Here is a 16,045-nt window from a genome sequence, read left to right on the forward strand (position 1 = left end):
GGTTGTTCTTCCACCAGTCGCGGAAGGTGTGGGTGGGGAGGGTGGGGAGGTCGCGGGTGTGGGTCCAGTTTTTGCCGGGTCCGGGGAGTCGGGTGGGGTGGAGGTGTCGGGTGCGGGTGGCGAGGTTCTGGGCCTGCTTCATGAGGGTGGGGTGGTCGAGTGTCCAGCGGGCGGCGCGCATGGCGGCGCGTTCGGTGGTGTGGCCGCGTGCGGGTTTGATCGTGACTTTTTTGCCGTTGGTGGTGGTGGGTCCGCCTTGGGTGGTGCGTTCGCGGAGGTGGGTGAGGATTTCGGGGATGTTGATGGCGACGGGGCAGACGGTGTAGCAGGCGCCGCAGAGGGTGGAGGCGTAGGGGAGTGAGGCGTCGAGTTCTGTTTGGGTGCCTCGGAGTTGGGGGGTGAGGATGGCGCCGATGGGGCCGGGGTAGGCGGAGCCGTAGGCGTGGCCGCCGGCGCGTTCGTAGACGGGGCAGACGTTGAGGCAGGCGGAGCAGCGGATGCAGCGCAGGGCGTGGCGGCCGGTGGTGTCGGCGAGGGTGTCGGTGCGTCCGTTGTCGAGCAGGACGAGGTGGAAGGTGGTGGGGCCGTCGCCGGGTGTGGTGCCGGTGAACAGGGTGGTGTAGGGGTTCATGCGCTCCGCGGTGGAGGAGCGGGGGAGGGTCTGGAGGAAGATTTCCAGGTCTTGGAAGGTGGGGATGACCTTTTCGATGCCCACGACCGAGATGAGGGTGTCGGGCAGGGTGAGGCACATGCGTCCGTTGCCTTCGGATTCGACGACGACGAGGGTGCCGGTGTCGGCGATCATGAAGTTGGCGCCGGAGACGGCGACCTTGGCGCGGAGGAATTTTTCGCGGAGGTGGAGGCGGGCGGCTTCGGCGAGGTCTGCGGGGGTGTCGGAGAGTTGTTCGGGGGCGGGGCGGCCCCAGTCGGCCATGTTGGCGCGGAAGATGTCGCGGATCTGGTGGCGGTTTTTGTGGATGGCGGGGACGAGGATGTGGGAGGGCTGGTCGTCTCCGAGCTGGACGATGAGTTCGGCCAGGTCGGTCTCGTAGGCGGTGATCCCGGCCTCCGCCAGCGCCGCGTTGAGGCCGATTTCCTGGGTGGCCATGGATTTGACTTTGACGACGTCGGTTTCGCCGGTGGCACGGATGAGCTGGGTGACGATGTGGTTGGCGTCGTCGGCGTCGGTGGCCCAGTGGACGGTGCCGCCGGCGGCGGTGACGCTGGCCTCCAACTGCAGCAGGTAGTGGTCGAGGTGGCGCAGGGTGTGGTCCTTGACCGCGGCGCCTGCGGCCCGCAGCTGCGGCCAGTCCTCCAGCTCACCGATCGCTTTGGCCCGTTTGTCGCGGATGGTGTGGGTGGCGTGGGTGAGGTTCGCGCGGAGTTGGGTGTCCTTGGTGGAGGCCGCGGCGGCCTTCGGGAACGACGGCAGACCCAGATACGTACCACTCATCGGACGGCTCCCTTGGTGCGTGTGCTGCCGCCCGTGGCGACATGGACCGGAGCCCCCGAGGCGGGCACCGTCAGCGGGTTCTCCTCCGTACTGGCCAGGATCTCCGCGATGTGCACCGGGCGGATCGCGGTGCGCTGCCGGGACATCGTCCCGCCCAGGTGCATCAGGCAGGAGTTGTCGGCCGCGCACAGCACCTCGGCGCCGGTCTCCTCGGCGTGCCGTACCTTGTCCGCCGCCATCGCCGCCGACACGTCGGGGTTCTTCACGGCGAAGGTGCCGCCGAAGCCGCAGCACTCCTCCGCGCCCTCCAACTCCCGCAGCTCCAGACCCCGTACGGCCTCCAGCAGCCGGCGCGGCCTGTCGCCGAGCCCCAGCATCCGCAGGCCGTGACACGTCGGGTGGTAGGTGACGGTGTGCGGGAAGTACGCGCCCACGTCCGTCACCCCCAGTACGTCCACCAGGAATTCGGTCAACTCGTACGTCCTGGGCACCACATCGGCCAGCGTCCGGCCCAACTCGTCGCCGCGCCCCTCCTCCCGGGCCCGCTCGCCGAGCCGCGGGTAGATGTCCCGCACCATGGCGGCGCACGAACCGGAGGGCGTGACCACGTAGTCGTAGCCGGCGAAGACCCGCGCCTGGCGGCGCGCCAGCGGCTCCGCCTCGTGCCGGTAACCGGTGTTGAAGTGCGCCTGCCCACAACACGTCTGCCCCATCGGGAAGTCGACCTCGACGCCGAGCCGCTCAAGCAGCGCGACGACGGCCCGGCCGGTCTGTGGGTAGAGCGTGTCGTTCACGCAGGTGAGGAACAGGGCGGCACGCATCGCGGCTCCCTCGGGGTCGTACGGGCGGTGGTCAGGGGTCGGGAGGTGACGGATGGTCAGGGGGCCGTGACGACACGGGCGTCGGCCGCGTCCCAGGCGCGGAGGTCGCCGCTCGGCTCGAAGTGCCGCAACTCCTGGGTGTCGGCGACCAGTTGGCGCATCTCGGCGAGATCGCCCACCAGGCCGTCGGCGCGGGCCTGGACGAGGATGTTGCCGAGCGCGGTCGCCTCGGTCGGTCCGGCGATCACCGGCAGGCCCGTCGCGTCCGCCGTGAACCGGCACAGCAGGTCGTTGCGGCTGCCGCCGCCCACCAGATGGATCCGGGTGATGTCCCGCCCGGCCAGTGCGGCCGCGCGCCGCAGCACCCTGCGGTGCGCGAGCGCGAGACTCTCCAGCACGCAGCGCACCAGCGCGCCCCGGCTCGCGGGCGCCCGCTGCCCCGTACGGACGCAAGTCTCCGCGATCGCGGCGGGCATGTCCGCGGGGGCCAGGAATTCGGGCGCGTCCGGGTCGATCACGGCCGCGAACGGCTCGGCGCGCGCCGCGTCCGCCAGCAGCGAGGCCAGTTCGGACGGCTCGCCGCGCGCCGCCCAGACCCGACGGCACTCCTCCAGCAGCCACATGCCCATGATGTTCCGCAGATAGCGGAAGGTGCCGTCGACACCGCGCTCATTGGTGAAATTCGCGGCCCGCGACGCCTCGGTCAGCACCGGCCCGGGCAGTTCGAGACCGGCCAGCGACCAGGTGCCGCACGAGATGTACGCGCCGCCCGGCGCGGTGAGCGGCACCGCGGCCACCGCCGAGGCGGTGTCGTGCGACGCCACGGTGACGACCGGGGTGCCGGCCGCCAGGCCGGTCGCCGCCACGATGTGCGGCAGCAGCTCACCGGCGCTCTCACCGGGGTGCCGCAGCGGCGGCAGCAGCGCCGGATCGAGGCCGATCCGGGCCGCCAGATCCCGCGACCACTCGCCCGTGCGGGCGTCCAGCAGGCCCGTGGTCGAGGCGTTCGTGACCTCGGCGCCGACACTGCCGGTCAGCCAGTGCGTCAGCAGGTCCGGGATCAGCAACAGCTTCTCGGCCGCCGCCAGTTGGGCGGTGTCGCGGGCCGCCGCTAGCTGGAAGACGGTGTTGAACGGAAGGTGCTGGAGGCCGTTGACGGTGTACAGCTCCTGCGCGCCGGCCTTGTCCCGCACCTGCGGTGCGACCGTCGCCGTACGGGCGTCCCGGTAGTGGTACGGGATGCCCAGCAGGGCGCCGTCCGCGTCCAGCAGGCCGTAGTCGACCGCCCATGTGTCGACACCCACCGAGGTCACGGCCGGGGCCGTTCGCGCAGCCTCGCGCAGGCCGTCCAGGATGCCGGTGAACAGTCCCGGCAGGTTCCAGTGGAGGCCGCTCGGCAGCCTGACCGGCACATTCGCGAAGCGGTTCACTTCCGTGAGGGTCAGTTCCCCCCGGCCCACCCGCCCCACGACCACGCGACCGCTGGTCGCGCCCAGGTCGACGGCCGCGTAGCTCCTGGCTGCGCCTGCGATTGGGGGTGTGCTGGTCATGCCTCTCCTTGACGAATTGCGCTCCGCTCGCTGCGGAGGTACGGACCCCGTAGGGGCGCGGGGAACTGCGCGGCCCGCCCCCACCGGCCCGGTGGTCGTGGAACAGACAGCGTCTGCCCCGCTGGGGGCGGTTTTTTGCCTGCGGCGCCGCGACGGCTGGTCGCGCAGTTCCTCCCCCAGCTACCGCTGGGAGGTGCCCCCAGCGCCCCTACGGGGCACTGTCCTCCACCGGAGAAGGGCCACCCTGCTATCGCAGAAAAGCGGCAGCGACACCCGCGTCGACCGGGATGTGGAGCCCCGTGGTGTGGGTGAGCTGGCCGCCGGTGAGGGCGAAGACGGCGTTGGCGACGTGTTCGGGGAGGACTTCCCGCTTCAAGAGGGTGCGCTGGGCGTAGAACTCCCCGAGCTTGGCCTCCTCGACGCCGTAGACGGCGGCCCGCTGGGCGCCCCAGCCGCCGGCGAAGATGCCGGAGCCGCGGACGACCCCGTCGGGGTTGATCCCGTTGACCCGGATCCCATGCTCGCCCAACTCGGCGGCGAGCAGCCGCACTTGGTGGGCCTGGTCGGCCTTGACGGCCGAGTAGGCGATGTTGTTCGGCCCGGCGAACACCGCGTTCTTGGACGCGATGTAGACGATGTCACCGCCGAGCTTCTGCTCGATCATCACCTTGGCGGCGGCGCGCGAGACCAGGAAGGAACCGCGCGCCATGATGTCGTGCTGGAGGTCCCAGTCGCGGGCGGTGGTCTCCAGCAGCGGCTTGGAGATCGAGATGCCGGCGTTGTTGACGACGAGGTCGACGCCCCCGAAGGCGAGGACGGCCGCGGCGAAGGCCGCCTCGATCTGCTCCTCGGAGGTGACGTCCACGGTGACGGCGACCGCCTTGTCAGGACCGCCCAGCTCCTCGGCGACGGCCGCGGCATTGTCACCGTCGAGATCGGCGACGACCACACAGGCGCCCTCGGCGACCAGCCGGTGCGCGATGGCCTTGCCGATGCCGGAGCCCGCCCCGGTGACCAGCGCGATCCGGGCCGCCAGCGGCTTGGGCGCCGGCATCCGCCGCAGCTTGGCCTCCTCCAGCTCCCAGTACTCGATGCGGAACTTCTCCGACTCCTCGATCGGCCGGTACGAGGAGACCGCCTCGGCGCCGCGCATCACATTGACGGCGTTGACGTAGAACTCGCCCGCGACGCGCGCGGTCTGCTTGTCCTTGCCGTAGGAGAACATGCCGACGCCCGGTACGAGGATGATCGCCGGGTCGGCGCCGCGCATGGCGGGGGAGTCGGGGGCCGCGTGCCGTCGGTAATAGGCGGCGTACTCCTCGCGGTAGGCGGTGTGCAGCGCGCGCAGCCGCTCGGCGGCCTCGTCGAGGGGCGTGGTGGGCGGCAGGTCCAGGACCAGCGGGCGGACCTTGGTGCGCAGGAAGTGGTCGGGGCAGGAGGTGCCGAGCGCGGCCAGCCGCGGGTGCTCGGCGCGGGACAGGAAGTCCAGCACCTCGGGGGAGTCGGTGAAGTGGCCGACCTGCGGCCGGTCCTGCGAGGCGATCGAGCGCAGCAGCGGGGCCAGCGCGGCGGCCCGTGCCCGCCGCTCGCCCTCCGGCAGCGGCCCGTAGCCGTCCAGCTCCGGGCCGAACGGCTCGGCCTTGCCGCGCTGCGCGAGGAAGGTCTCGGCGGTGCGGATGATGTGCAGCGAATTGCGCTCGCACTCCTCGGAGGTGGCACCCCAGGCGGTGATGCCGTGGCCGCCGAGCACACAGCCGATCGCCTGCGGGTGCGCCTCCTTGACGGCCGCGATGTCCAGGCCGAGCTGGAAGCCGGGCCGGCGCCAGGGCACCCACACCACGCTGTCGCCGAAACACTCCTTGGTGAGCGCCTCGCCGTCGGCCGCGCAGGCCAGGGCGATCCCGGAGTCCGGGTGCAGGTGGTCGACGTGCGCGGCGTCCACCAGGCCGTGCATGGCGGTGTCGATGGACGGCGCGGCGCCGCCCTTGCCGTGCAGGCAGTAGTCGAAGGCGGCGACCATCTCGTCCTCGCGCTCCACCCCCGGGTACACCTGCGTCAGGGCGCGCAGCCGGTCGAGGCGCAGCACCGCCAGGCCCGGTTCCGTGAGCGTGCCCAGGTCGCCGCCGGAGCCCTTGACCCACATCAGCTCGGTGTCGGCGCCGGTCACCGGGTCGGGCGCGGTGCCCTTGGCGGAGGTGTTGCCGCCTGCGTAATTGGTGTTGCGCGGGTCGGAGCCGAGCCGGTTGGAACGGCCGAGGAGCGCGCCGACCGCACTGTCGTCGGGGCTGGTGGCGGAAGCCATGCGAATTCCTTCGAAGGGTGGGTTGGTGGCGAGTGAGCCGAAGCGGAGCGGCCGCTGTTGAAAGGGAGAACGCGCGGAGGCTGTGAGGAACGAGCAGCCGAGCACGATCGACCGTCGACAGTGGCTTAGCGCGGCGGAGGCGAACCGAGCCTTGAAAAGAGGGCCTCAGGCGCCCCAGCCGGCCTGTTCGCCGCCGACGCGCTCGGAGACGATCCGGGAGGCCCAGCCGGAGGCGCGGTAGGCGGCCATCGGGTCGGGGTCGATGCCCAGCTCGGTGCGGACCTCGGCGAGCAGCGGACGGACGTCGGTGTTGTAGGCGTCCATCAGGACGGCGTTGGCCTCCAGCACGTCCCCGGCGAGCTGGGCGGCGCGCAGCGCGTTCAGGTCCACCAGCAGCGCCTTGGCGGTGGCCTCCTGGACGTTCATCACCGAGCGGATGATCGCCGGGATCTTCGCCTCGATGTTGTGGCACTGGTCGAGCATGAAGGCGACGCCCGTCTCCGGGGCGAGCCCGTTGTTCTTGGCGACCTCGTGCATGATCCGGAAGAGCTGGAAGGGGTCGGCCGAGCCGACCATGAGATCGTCGTCGGCGTAGAAGCGGGAGTTGAAGTCGAAGCCGCCGAGCTTCTTCTCGCGCAGCAGGAAGGCCACGATGAACTCGATGTTGGTGCCGGGCGCGTGGTGCCCGGTGTCCACCACGACCTGCGCCTTCTCGCCGAGCTTGAGGCAGTGCGCGTACGAGGTGCCCCAGTCCGGCACGTCGGTGGTGTAGAAGGCGGGCTCGAAGAGCTTGTACTCCAGCAGCATCCGCTGGTCCTCGCCGAGCCGCGCGTACACCTCGGCGAGCGCCTCGGCGAAGCGGTCCTGGCGGGTGACGATGTCGTCCTGGCCGGGGTAGTTGGTGCCGTCGGCGAACCACAGCTTCAGGTCGTGCGAGCCGGTGGCGTCCATGATGTCGACGCATTCCAGCAGGTGGTCGACGGCCTTGCGGCGGATCGCGGGGTCGGCGTTGGCGACCGAGCCGAGCTTGTAGTCGTCGTCCTGGAAGAGATTGGAATTGATCGCGCCGAGCGTCAGGCCGCGCTCCTTGGCGTACGTGGACAGCGCCGCGTAGTCGTCGGTGAGGTCCCAGGGGATGTGCAGGGACACGATCGGCGCCACACCGGTGGCCGCGTGCACCTGGGCGGCGTCGTCCAGCTTTTCGTACGGGTTACGCGGCACGCCCTCCTGCCGGAACACCTTGAAGCGGGTGCCGGAGTTGCCGTAGGCCCACGACGGGGTCTCGATCCGCTGGGACTTCAGCGCCGCCTTCACGGCCGACAGGTCTGTCATGGCAACCTCTGTGAATCGTTTCATTTGAGGGCTCACCTTAAGGGCGGTGCTGCGCCATGTCAATGGTCATGACGTGAACCCGATGTGGGGGTGCTTGCCGTTATTGAATCGTGTCATGCGGCCCGGACGCGCTGCTAGATGGTGACTTTCCAGCCGACTTTGGGCGTCCGCCGGGGGTTGATCTCCCGAAACGGCTCATCGGAAGTCTTGACGGCCTGATCAAGCGGGGCTAACGTCCCGGCAACTCCATTGAAACATTTCACCCCGCGGCGCATGACCGGGAGATCCAGGAGACATCAATGACCGACCCCGAACCGGAACGGACTCCGGTCCTCGCGCTGGAGGGGGTGAGCAAGTCCTTCGGCGCGGTACGGGCGCTGCGCGACGTCTCGTTGCGGCTGTACGCGGGCGAGGCGCACGCCCTCGCGGGGGAGAACGGCGCCGGCAAGTCCACCCTGATCAAGGCGCTGGCCGGTGTCCACCGGCCGGACTCCGGCACCGTACTGCTCGACGGCGCGCCGGTGGTCTTCCACGGCCCCGCGGACGCGCGCGACGCCGGTGTGGCCGTCATCTACCAGGAGCCCACCCTCTTCCCCGACCTCTCGATCGCCGAGAACATCTTCGTCGGCCGCCAGCCGCGCCGGTCCTTCGGCCGGGTCGACCACAAGTCCGTACGGCAGGCCACCGCGGACCTCTTCCGCCGGCTCGGCGTCGACCTCGACCCCGACCAGCCCGCCCGCGGCCTGTCCATCGCCGACCAGCAGCTCGTGGAGATCGCCAAGGCGCTCTCCTTCGACGCCCGCGTCCTGATCATGGACGAACCCACCGCCGCCCTCACCGGCAGCGAGGTCGCCCGGCTCTTCGGCGTCGTCAGGGCGCTGCGCGAGTCCGGCGCCGCCGTGCTGTTCATCTCGCACCGCCTCGAAGAGGTCTTCCAGCTCTGCCAGCGGGTCACCACCCTGCGCGACGGCGCCTGGATCGCCAGCGAGCCCGTCGAGGGCCTCACCGAGGACGACCTCGTGCGCCGGATGGTCGGCCGCGACCTGGACGAGCTGTACCCCAAGCAGGACGCGAAGGTCGGCGAGGTCGCGCTCAGCGTGCGCCGGCTGACCCGCGAGGGCGTCTTCACCGACGTCTCCTTCGACGTACGGCGCGGCGAGATCGTCGGCCTGGCCGGACTCGTCGGCGCCGGCCGGTCCGAAGTCGCCAGGGCCGTCTTCGGCGTGGACCGCTGGGACGCGGGCGAGGTCGAGGTCGACGGGCGTCCGCTGAAGTCCGGCGCCCCGAGCCTGGCCATGTCGGCCGGCCTCGCGCTGGTCCCCGAGGACCGGCGCGAGCAGGGCCTGGTGATGGAGATGTCCATCGAGCGCAACATCAACCTCACCGGCTTCGGCGCCACCAGCCGCGCCGGACTGATGAACCGCGGCGCCGAACGCAGCCGCGCCGTCGACTGGGCGCTGCGCCTCCAGGTGAAGTACGCCCGGCTCGCCGATGTCGTCGGCACCCTGTCCGGCGGCAACCAGCAGAAAGTGGTGCTGGCCAAGTGGCTGGCCACCGATCCCCGGGTGCTGATCGTCGACGAGCCCACCCGCGGCATCGACGTCGGCACCAAGGCCGAGGTGCACCGGCTGCTGTCGCAGCTCGCCGCCGACGGCCTCGCCGTCCTGATGATCTCCTCCGACCTCCCGGAGATCCTCGGCATGGCCGACCGCGTCCTGGTGATGCACGAGGGCCGGCTGGCCGCGGACATCCCGCGCGCGGAGGCCACCGAGGAATCCGTCATGGCAGCGGCCACCGGCCGCGGAAGGAACGCGGCATGACCATGACCGCCAAACCCGCGTCCGCCGCGCCCCCGGAGGCCGCCTCCACCAGCGGCTTCCTGGACCGCGTGCTGAAGGTCAGGGAACTGGCCATCCTCGTCGTCCTGGTGCTGATGCTGCTGGCCACCCAGCTCGACAACCACGCCTTCCTGTCCGAACAGGGCATCAAGGACCTGCTGCTCAACGCGACCATCCTCGTGCTGGTCGCGGTCGGCCAGGCCACCGTGGTGATCACCCGCAACGTCGACCTGTCGGTCGGCTCCACCATGGGCATCACCGCCTTCGCCGCCGGCGAGTTCCTGCGCGGCGGCGGCAATCCGCTGGTCGGCGTGCTGATCGCGATCGCGCTCGGCATCGGCTTCGGCGTCGTCAACGGCCTGCTGGTCAGCCTCGGCCAGGTGCCCGCGCTGGTGGTCACCCTCGGCACGCTCTACATCATCCGCGGCCTGGACTCCATCTGGTTCGGCTCCAAGCAGATCACCGCCGCCGACCTGCCCTCCGGCTTCGCCGACTTCGGGCACAACGGCTTCGGCGCCGTCCCGTACCTGGCGCTGCTCACCGCGGTGGTGCTGATCGTCGCCGCGTACTACCTGCGCAGCTACCGCAGCGGCCGGGACCTGTACGCGCTCGGCTCCAGCCCGGAGGCCGCGCGCCTGGCCGGTGTGCCGGTCCGCAAGCGCATCCTCACCGCCTACATCGTCTGCGGCGCCCTCGCGGGCCTGGCGGGCGCCCTCTACCTCGCCCGCTTCGGCAACGTCGACTCCGGCACCGGCAACGGCTACGAACTCACCGTCGTCAGCGCCGTGGTGGTCGGCGGTGTCGCCTTCACCGGCGGCTCCGGCAGCGTCTACGGCGCCGCGCTCGGCGCCCTGCTGCTCACCTCGATCAACAGTGTGCTGCCCTCGATCGGCGTCAGCTCGGTCTGGGTGCAGGCCATCGACGGCATCCTGCTGCTGCTCGCCATCGCCGTCGACCGGGTGGTCGCCCTGCGGGTGGCCGCGGTGCTCCGCAAGCGGGCCGCACAGACAAGGAGCGCGATCCACCATGCCTGAGCCCACCAAGTCCCCGCAGGGGAAAGCCACTTCCGGCACGTCCGGCGGCTTCGCCGTACCGGCCTGGGCGCGGGACTCGCTGCGCTGGGACACCGTCGTCGGCGCCCTGCTGGTCGTCCTGCTGATCTGCTCCTTCTCCATGGTCGACAACTTCGGCAACGCGCTGAATCTGTCGTTCCTGATCGGCAACACCCTGCCGATCGCGCTCATCGCGCTGCCGATGACGATGCTGGTGATCTCCGGCGAGATCGACCTGTCGGTCGGCTCCACCGCGGGCCTGTCCGGCGCGGTCATGGGCAAGCTCTGGAACGAGGGCATGTCCATCGAGACGATCATCCCGCTGTGCGTCCTGCTCGGCGTCGTCTGCGGGCTGGTCAACGGCCTGCTGGTGACCCGACTGGGACTGCCGTCGCTGGCCGTCACCATCGGCACCCTGGCGGCCTACCGCGGCATCGCGCAGATCGTGCTCGGCTCCAACTCGGTGACCGACTTCCCGCAGCAGTACCTCGACTTCGGCTCCGGCCGGATCGGCGGCACCTTCATCCCGCAGGCCGCCGTGCCGTGGGCGGTGCTGCTGGTGATCGCCGTGATCGTGCTGCACGCCACCCCGGTCGGCCGCTCGCTGTTCGCGGTCGGCGCCTCCCAGGAGGCGGCCCGCTTCGCCGGCATCCGCGTGAAGCGGCTGAAGCTGTCGATGTTCGTCGCCACCGGCACCGTCTCGGCGCTGACCGGCGTCTTCTGGGCCCTGCACTACGCCAGCGCCCGCTACGACAACGCCACCGGTCTCGAACTGTCCGTCATCGCCGGTGTGCTGCTCGGCGGCATCGACTTCGACGGCGGCAAGGGCACCCTCGGCGGCGCGGTCGCCGGAGTGTTCCTGCTCGGCGCGCTGCAGAACGTGATGAGCCTGGTCAACGTCTCCGCGCAGTCCCAGATCCTGATCACCGGAGTCCTGCTGGTGATCTCGGTGCTGGCGCCGCGGGTCGCCCGGCAGGTGGGCCGGGCCAGGGCCCGGCGCAAAGCCGCCGACGCGGCACCACCGGCCGCCGCCCTGGCCACCGGCTGATCCCGCCGGCCGCCGCCTGAAGCCGCCGCGGCCACCGCTCGAACCGACCGCACCCCCACCGTCCCGGCGCCCGACCCGTCATCACCCCGTTCCACGTCCTTGTCGTCCGTACACCCTCAACTGGTCGTCACCTGCCGCGCGTGCGGCATCGAAAGGAACCCCGCATGTCGTACAGAACCGCCCCCGCCCGTCGTGCCGCGGCCGCGGTCGCCGTTGTGGCAGCCGTCGCGATCGGTGCCACCGCCTGTGGCGGCACCACCAAGAAGAGCACCGACTCCGACTCCACCAAGAGCGGTTCCGGCTCCTCCGCGGCGGCCTCCGCCAACCCCAGCGCGCCCATCAAGAAGGGCCTGACCATCGCCTACCTGCCCAAGCAGGTGAACAACCCGTACTTCACCATCTCCGACAACGGCGGCAAGAAGGCCGTCGAGGCGCTCGGCGAGAAGTACAAGGAGGTCGGCACCAGCAGCGGCACCGACACCGCGGGACAGGTCTCCTACGTCAACACCCTCACCCAGCAGCAGGCCAGCGCCATCGCGGTGTCCGCGCAGGACCCGGGCGCGCTGTGCACCGCGCTCAACCAGGCCCGCAAGAACGGCGTCAAGGTCGTCACGTACGACTCCGACACCAACACCAACTGCCGTGACGCCTTCGTCTCGCAGGCCAGCGCCGAGGACCTGGGCCGTACCGAAGTCCAGCTGATGGCAAAGCAGATCGGCAACAAGGGCCAGATCGCGATCCTCTCGGCGGCCCAGACGGCCACCAACCAGAACACCTGGATCGACTTCATGAAGGACGAGCTGAAGAAGCCGGAGTACAAGGACATCCAGCTCGTCAAGGTCGCGTACGGCAACGACGACGCGCAGGCGTCGTTCCAGCAGACGCAGGGCCTGCTCCAGCAGTACCCGAACCTGAAGGGGATCATCTCCCCGACCACGGTCGGCATCAAGGCCGCCGCCCAGTACCTGAGCGGCTCCAAGTACAAGGGCAAGGTCCAGCTCACCGGCCTCGGCACGCCCAACGACATGCGCGCGTACGTCACCAACGGCACCGTGCAGTCCTTCGAGCTGTGGGACCCGGCCAAGCTCGGCGCGCTGGCCGGCTACACCGCCGTCGCGCTCGCCTCCGGCCAGATCACCGGCGCCCCCGGCGAGACCTTCACCGCGGGCGACATGGGCAGCTACACCATCGGCAAGGACAGCACCGTGGTGCTCGGCAAGCCCACCGTCTTCGACAAGTCCAACATCGACCAGTACCACTTCTGATATCCCCCCGGGGTCCGCGGCCGCGGACCGGGAGCGATCCCGGGCCGCGGCGACGGGGAAGGACAGCCCAAGTGCAGCGCGTCTGCTTCCTGCTGAAGGTCCGTCAGGAACGGTTGGACGAGTACCGTGCCAGGCACGCGGACGTCTGGCCGCGGATGCGCGAGGCGCTGTCCGCCGCCGGCTGGCACAACTACTCGCTGTTCCTGCGCGAGGACGGCCTGCTCGTCGGCTATCTGGAGACCGAGGACTTCGACCGGGCCCGCGCGGCCATGGACGGCACGGAGGTGAACGCCCGCTGGCAGGCGGAAATGGCGGGCTTCTTCGAGGAGTTGGACGGCGTCGCGCCGGACGCGGCGATGGTCCCGCTCACCGAGGTGTTCCACCTGCCGTGAACAACGGAGGTTGGAACGATTCATCGCGTGCCGGTTCCGCCTGCACGCACTGTGTTTGAATAAGTTCAATGCGTTGACCCCGGGACCACGTCGAGCACGTCGCACCGACGCCGGGAGAGCGGACGAGAGCCCTGCCGGCGGCGGGCGGGACGGAGCAGTGGAGCCCATGGTCGGTATCAAGGACGTGGCACGGCAGGCGGGTGTCTCGGTCGGGACCGTGTCCAACGTCATCAACCGGCCCGACCTGGTGTCCGAGGAGACCAGGACCCGGGTGCAGTCGGTGATCAGCCGGCTCGGCTACATACGGAGCGAGTCCGCCCGCCAACTGCGGGCCGGCGCGAGCCGGATCGTCGCCCTGCTCGTCCTCGACATGGGCAACCCCTTCTTCGTGGACGTCGCCAGCGGCGCCGAGCGCGCCGCCCGCGCCGCCGGGCTCGGCGTCATGGTCTGCAACAGCGCCCAGAGCACCAGCGAAGAGGTCGAGTATCTGTCGCTCTTCGCCGAACAGCGGGTACGCGGCGTGCTGGTCACCCCCGCCGACTCCACGGGGCACAGCCTCAAGACGCTGCGCAGCCAGGGCATTCCCTTCGTCCTGGTCGACCGGGTCTCGGCGGACGCCGCCGTGTGCTCGGTCTCGGTCGACGACGTCGTCGGCGGCCGGCTCGCCGCCCAGCACCTGATCGCCGCCGGACACCGCTCCATCGTCTACGTCGGCGGCCCGCCCGACCTGCCGCAGGTCCGCGACCGCCGCGCGGGCGCGCTCGCCGCGCTCGCCGAGGCCGGACTGCCCGCCGAGTCGCTCACCGAGGTGTCCGCCGAGCGGCTCGACGTCGCCGCCGGACGCGACGCCGGCGCCCGGCTGCTCGGCCTGTCGCCGCGGCCCACCGCCGTCTTCTGCGCCAACGACCTGCTGGCGCTCGGCGTCCTCCAGGCCGTCTTCGCCGCCCGGGTCGCCGTCCCCGAACAGATGGCCATCGTCGGCTACGACGACATCGAATTCGCCGCTGCCGCGGCCGTACCGCTCACCTCCGTACGGCAGCCCGCCGTCGCGATGGGGCGGCTGGCCGCCGAGATGCTGCTGGAGGAGACGGCCGACGCCGAGGGTCACGAGCACCGGCAGGTCGTGCTCCAGCCGGAGCTGGTGGTGCGGGGGTCGAGCCTCGGGGCCCGCTGACCGCCCGCTCTTCCGGCCGGGGCCGGCGTCGTACGGGGGTCGGCGCCGGTCGCCGGGCGCGGGCGCGTGACGGGGGATCGGCGCCGGCCGCCATGTGACGGGGCCGCGGACGCCGGTGAAAAACCGGTGGCGCGGTGGCAGGGGGAGGGGCTACGGTCCCTGGTGTTCGGACGGGAGCAGCCGCGGCTGCCCGTTGTCGGCCCGTGTGCACGACCAAGGAGGTGTGACCCGATGGCTGTCTTTGTGATGGGCGCTGCCCAGAACCAGAAGTTCATCCCCCACACCTCTGTGGTCCCCGGCTGACCTCTTCTTCCACGCCGCGCCCGTGTGCGCCGCGCCGGGGCCCTGTTCGAAGGGTTTCCCTTGTCTCTCCCGTCTTCTTCTTCCGTCCGTTCCACCTCACCTTCCCTCTCTTCCTCCGACTTGATCCCGTACGGCTGGGACTCGGTGCTGGACGACGCCTTCGCCGCGCATGCGGCGGCCGGCCTCGTACCGGCGCGGATCGTCCGGGTGGACCGCGGGCTGTGCGACGTCGTCGTGGCCGACGGCGCGGGCGGCCTGACCACCGTGCGCGCCGACACGGACCCGGTGCACTCGCCGGACCCGATGCGGGTCGCCTGCACCGGCGACTGGGCGGCGGTCGATCTCGACCCGGCGCAGCCCAAGGGCCCGTCCGTACGGGCACTGCTGCCGCGCAGGACCGCGATCGTCCGCTCGACGTCGTCCAAGCGGTCCGAGGGCCAGGTGCTCGCGGCCAATGTCGATCACGCGGTGATCGCGGTGTCGCTGGCTGCCGAACTCGACCTCGGGCGGCTCGAACGCTTCCTCACCCTGGCGTGGGAGAGCGGCGCGCAGCCCCTGGTCGCCCTCACCAAGGCCGACCTGGTGGGGGACACCACCTATCTGCTGGAGGACGCCGAATCGGCGGCGCTCGGCGTGCAGGTGGTGGTGGTCAGCGCCACGACCGGCGAAGGGCTCGATGTCCTCTCGGAGGTACTGACCGGCGGCACCGCGGTGCTCCTCGGGCAGTCCGGCGCGGGCAAGTCCACGCTCACCAACGCCCTGTTGGGGCGCGAGGTCCAGGAGGTGCGGGCCACCCGTGACGCCGACGGCAAGGGCCGGCACACCACGACCACCCGCGATCTGCTGCCGCTGCCCGACGGCGGGGTGCTGATCGACACCCCGGGGCTGCGCGGTGTCGGGCTCTGGGACGCCGAGGGCGGCCTCACCCAGGTCTTCGCGGAGATCGAGCAACTCGCCGAGGGGTGCCGCTTCCAGGACTGCTCCCACCAGAGGGAGCCGGGCTGCGCCGTGCTGGCCGCGCTGGAGGACGGCACCTTGCAGCACCGCCGCCTGGAGAGCTACCGCAAGCTGCTGCGCGAGAACGCGTGGATCGCCTCCCGCACCGACCAGCGGCTGCGCGCCGAGATGCGGCGCGAGTGGAAGCAACGCAGCGCCGCCGGGCGGGAGATGTACGAGCGCAAGCGCGGCGGCGGTGGCGGCCACCGCCGCAGGTCCTGACGGACCGCACCGGCCGGCCGCGGACAACGGGCCGGCCGGACCGTACGCCTATCCGGCGCCGCCGCCCGGTCCCTGCTGGTGGCGGCGCCGTACGGCGATCGGGCTGCCCGCGCTCCAGAACGAGCCGACGACACAGGCGACCACGAGAGCCACGATCACGACGCCGATGATCACGCTGTAGGCCATGTCGGACCTCCTCTCTTCGGGCACGGCCTTCACCATGCCCACACGTTCGCTGCCTGATCGTGACCTTCCCGTTGCTTGGTGTTCCCAACCCATGGATGGGTGAACGGAGTT

13 protein-coding genes are annotated in these 16,045 nt (G+C 70.9%); 7 read left to right on the top strand and 6 right to left on the bottom strand.

Annotation, left to right across the window (positions count from 1 at the left end; translation table 11 throughout):
• From BM076_RS00005 to rhaI, 5 genes are all read right to left on the bottom strand, one after another.
• Positions 1-1,453 (bottom strand): lactate utilization protein B (locus BM076_RS00005; RefSeq protein WP_107416911.1); only part of this gene is annotated, 1,453 nt, incomplete at its 3' end.
• Positions 1,450-2,274 carry a (Fe-S)-binding protein gene (locus tag BM076_RS00010; RefSeq protein ID WP_093711204.1) on the bottom strand — a complete coding sequence of 275 codons (825 nt, stop codon included), beginning with the start codon at positions 2,272-2,274 and terminating at the stop codon, positions 1,450-1,452. The genes BM076_RS00010 and BM076_RS00005, both read right to left, overlap by 4 nt.
• Positions 2,275-2,330: 56 nt before the next feature.
• Positions 2,331-3,824, bottom strand: coding sequence for a rhamnulokinase (locus BM076_RS00015; RefSeq protein WP_093711205.1), 1,494 nt, complete (start codon positions 3,822-3,824; stop codon positions 2,331-2,333).
• A gap of 247 nt (positions 3,825-4,071) precedes the next feature.
• Entirely contained in the window at positions 4,072-6,126 is a 2,055-nt protein-coding gene (locus BM076_RS00020) for a bifunctional aldolase/short-chain dehydrogenase (RefSeq protein WP_093711206.1), read from the bottom strand.
• A 165-nt stretch (positions 6,127-6,291) separates the two neighbouring features.
• Positions 6,292-7,458 carry an L-rhamnose isomerase gene (gene rhaI / locus BM076_RS00025; protein ID WP_093711207.1) on the bottom strand — a complete coding sequence of 389 codons (1,167 nt, stop codon included), beginning with the start codon at positions 7,456-7,458 and terminating at the stop codon, positions 6,292-6,294.
• Positions 7,459-7,757: 299 nt separating this feature from the next.
• Here rhaI and BM076_RS00030 point away from each other — a divergent pair, with 299 nt between their 5' ends.
• The 7 genes from BM076_RS00030 to rsgA all read left to right on the top strand — a co-directional run bounded on the left by BM076_RS00030 (position 7,758) and on the right by rsgA (position 15,748).
• Positions 7,758-9,278: a sugar ABC transporter ATP-binding protein gene (locus BM076_RS00030; RefSeq protein ID WP_093711208.1), complete on the top strand. Its 1,521-nt coding sequence runs from the start codon at positions 7,758-7,760 to the stop codon at positions 9,276-9,278.
• Positions 9,275-10,330 (top strand): ABC transporter permease, encoded by a 1,056-nt coding sequence (locus BM076_RS00035; protein WP_093711209.1) that lies wholly within the window; start codon positions 9,275-9,277, stop codon positions 10,328-10,330. Before BM076_RS00030 ends, BM076_RS00035 begins: the two co-directional genes overlap by 4 nt.
• Complete coding sequence (locus BM076_RS00040; protein ID WP_093711210.1) at positions 10,323-11,396, top strand: ABC transporter permease; 1,074 nt, start codon at positions 10,323-10,325, stop codon at positions 11,394-11,396. The genes BM076_RS00035 and BM076_RS00040 overlap by 8 nt, the downstream gene beginning before the upstream one ends.
• A gap of 164 nt (positions 11,397-11,560) precedes the next feature.
• Positions 11,561-12,661 (top strand): rhamnose ABC transporter substrate-binding protein, encoded by a 1,101-nt coding sequence (rhaS, locus tag BM076_RS00045; protein ID WP_093711211.1) that lies wholly within the window; start codon positions 11,561-11,563, stop codon positions 12,659-12,661.
• A 71-nt stretch (positions 12,662-12,732) separates the two neighbouring features.
• Positions 12,733-13,053 (top strand): L-rhamnose mutarotase, encoded by a 321-nt coding sequence (locus BM076_RS00050; RefSeq protein WP_093711212.1) that lies wholly within the window; start codon positions 12,733-12,735, stop codon positions 13,051-13,053.
• Positions 13,054-13,210: 157 nt separating this feature from the next.
• Positions 13,211-14,227 (top strand): LacI family DNA-binding transcriptional regulator, encoded by a 1,017-nt coding sequence (locus BM076_RS00055; RefSeq protein WP_093711213.1) that lies wholly within the window; start codon positions 13,211-13,213, stop codon positions 14,225-14,227.
• Between the two features lie 423 nt (positions 14,228-14,650).
• Positions 14,651-15,748, top strand: a complete 1,098-nt coding sequence (gene rsgA / locus BM076_RS00060) for a ribosome small subunit-dependent GTPase A (RefSeq protein ID WP_245795609.1) — start codon at positions 14,651-14,653, stop codon at positions 15,746-15,748.
• 48 nt (positions 15,749-15,796) lie between these two features.
• Here rsgA and BM076_RS36340 read toward each other — a convergent pair whose 3' ends face one another.
• The gene (locus tag BM076_RS36340) at positions 15,797-15,934 is read right to left on the bottom strand and encodes a hypothetical protein (protein ID WP_177246263.1); all 138 of its coding nucleotides are present in this window, start codon (positions 15,932-15,934) and stop codon (positions 15,797-15,799) included.
• Positions 15,935-16,045 lie beyond the last annotated feature (111 nt).

Source organism: Actinacidiphila alni, from assembly GCF_900112845.1.
GTDB lineage: Bacteria > Actinomycetota > Actinomycetes > Streptomycetales > Streptomycetaceae > Actinacidiphila > Actinacidiphila alni.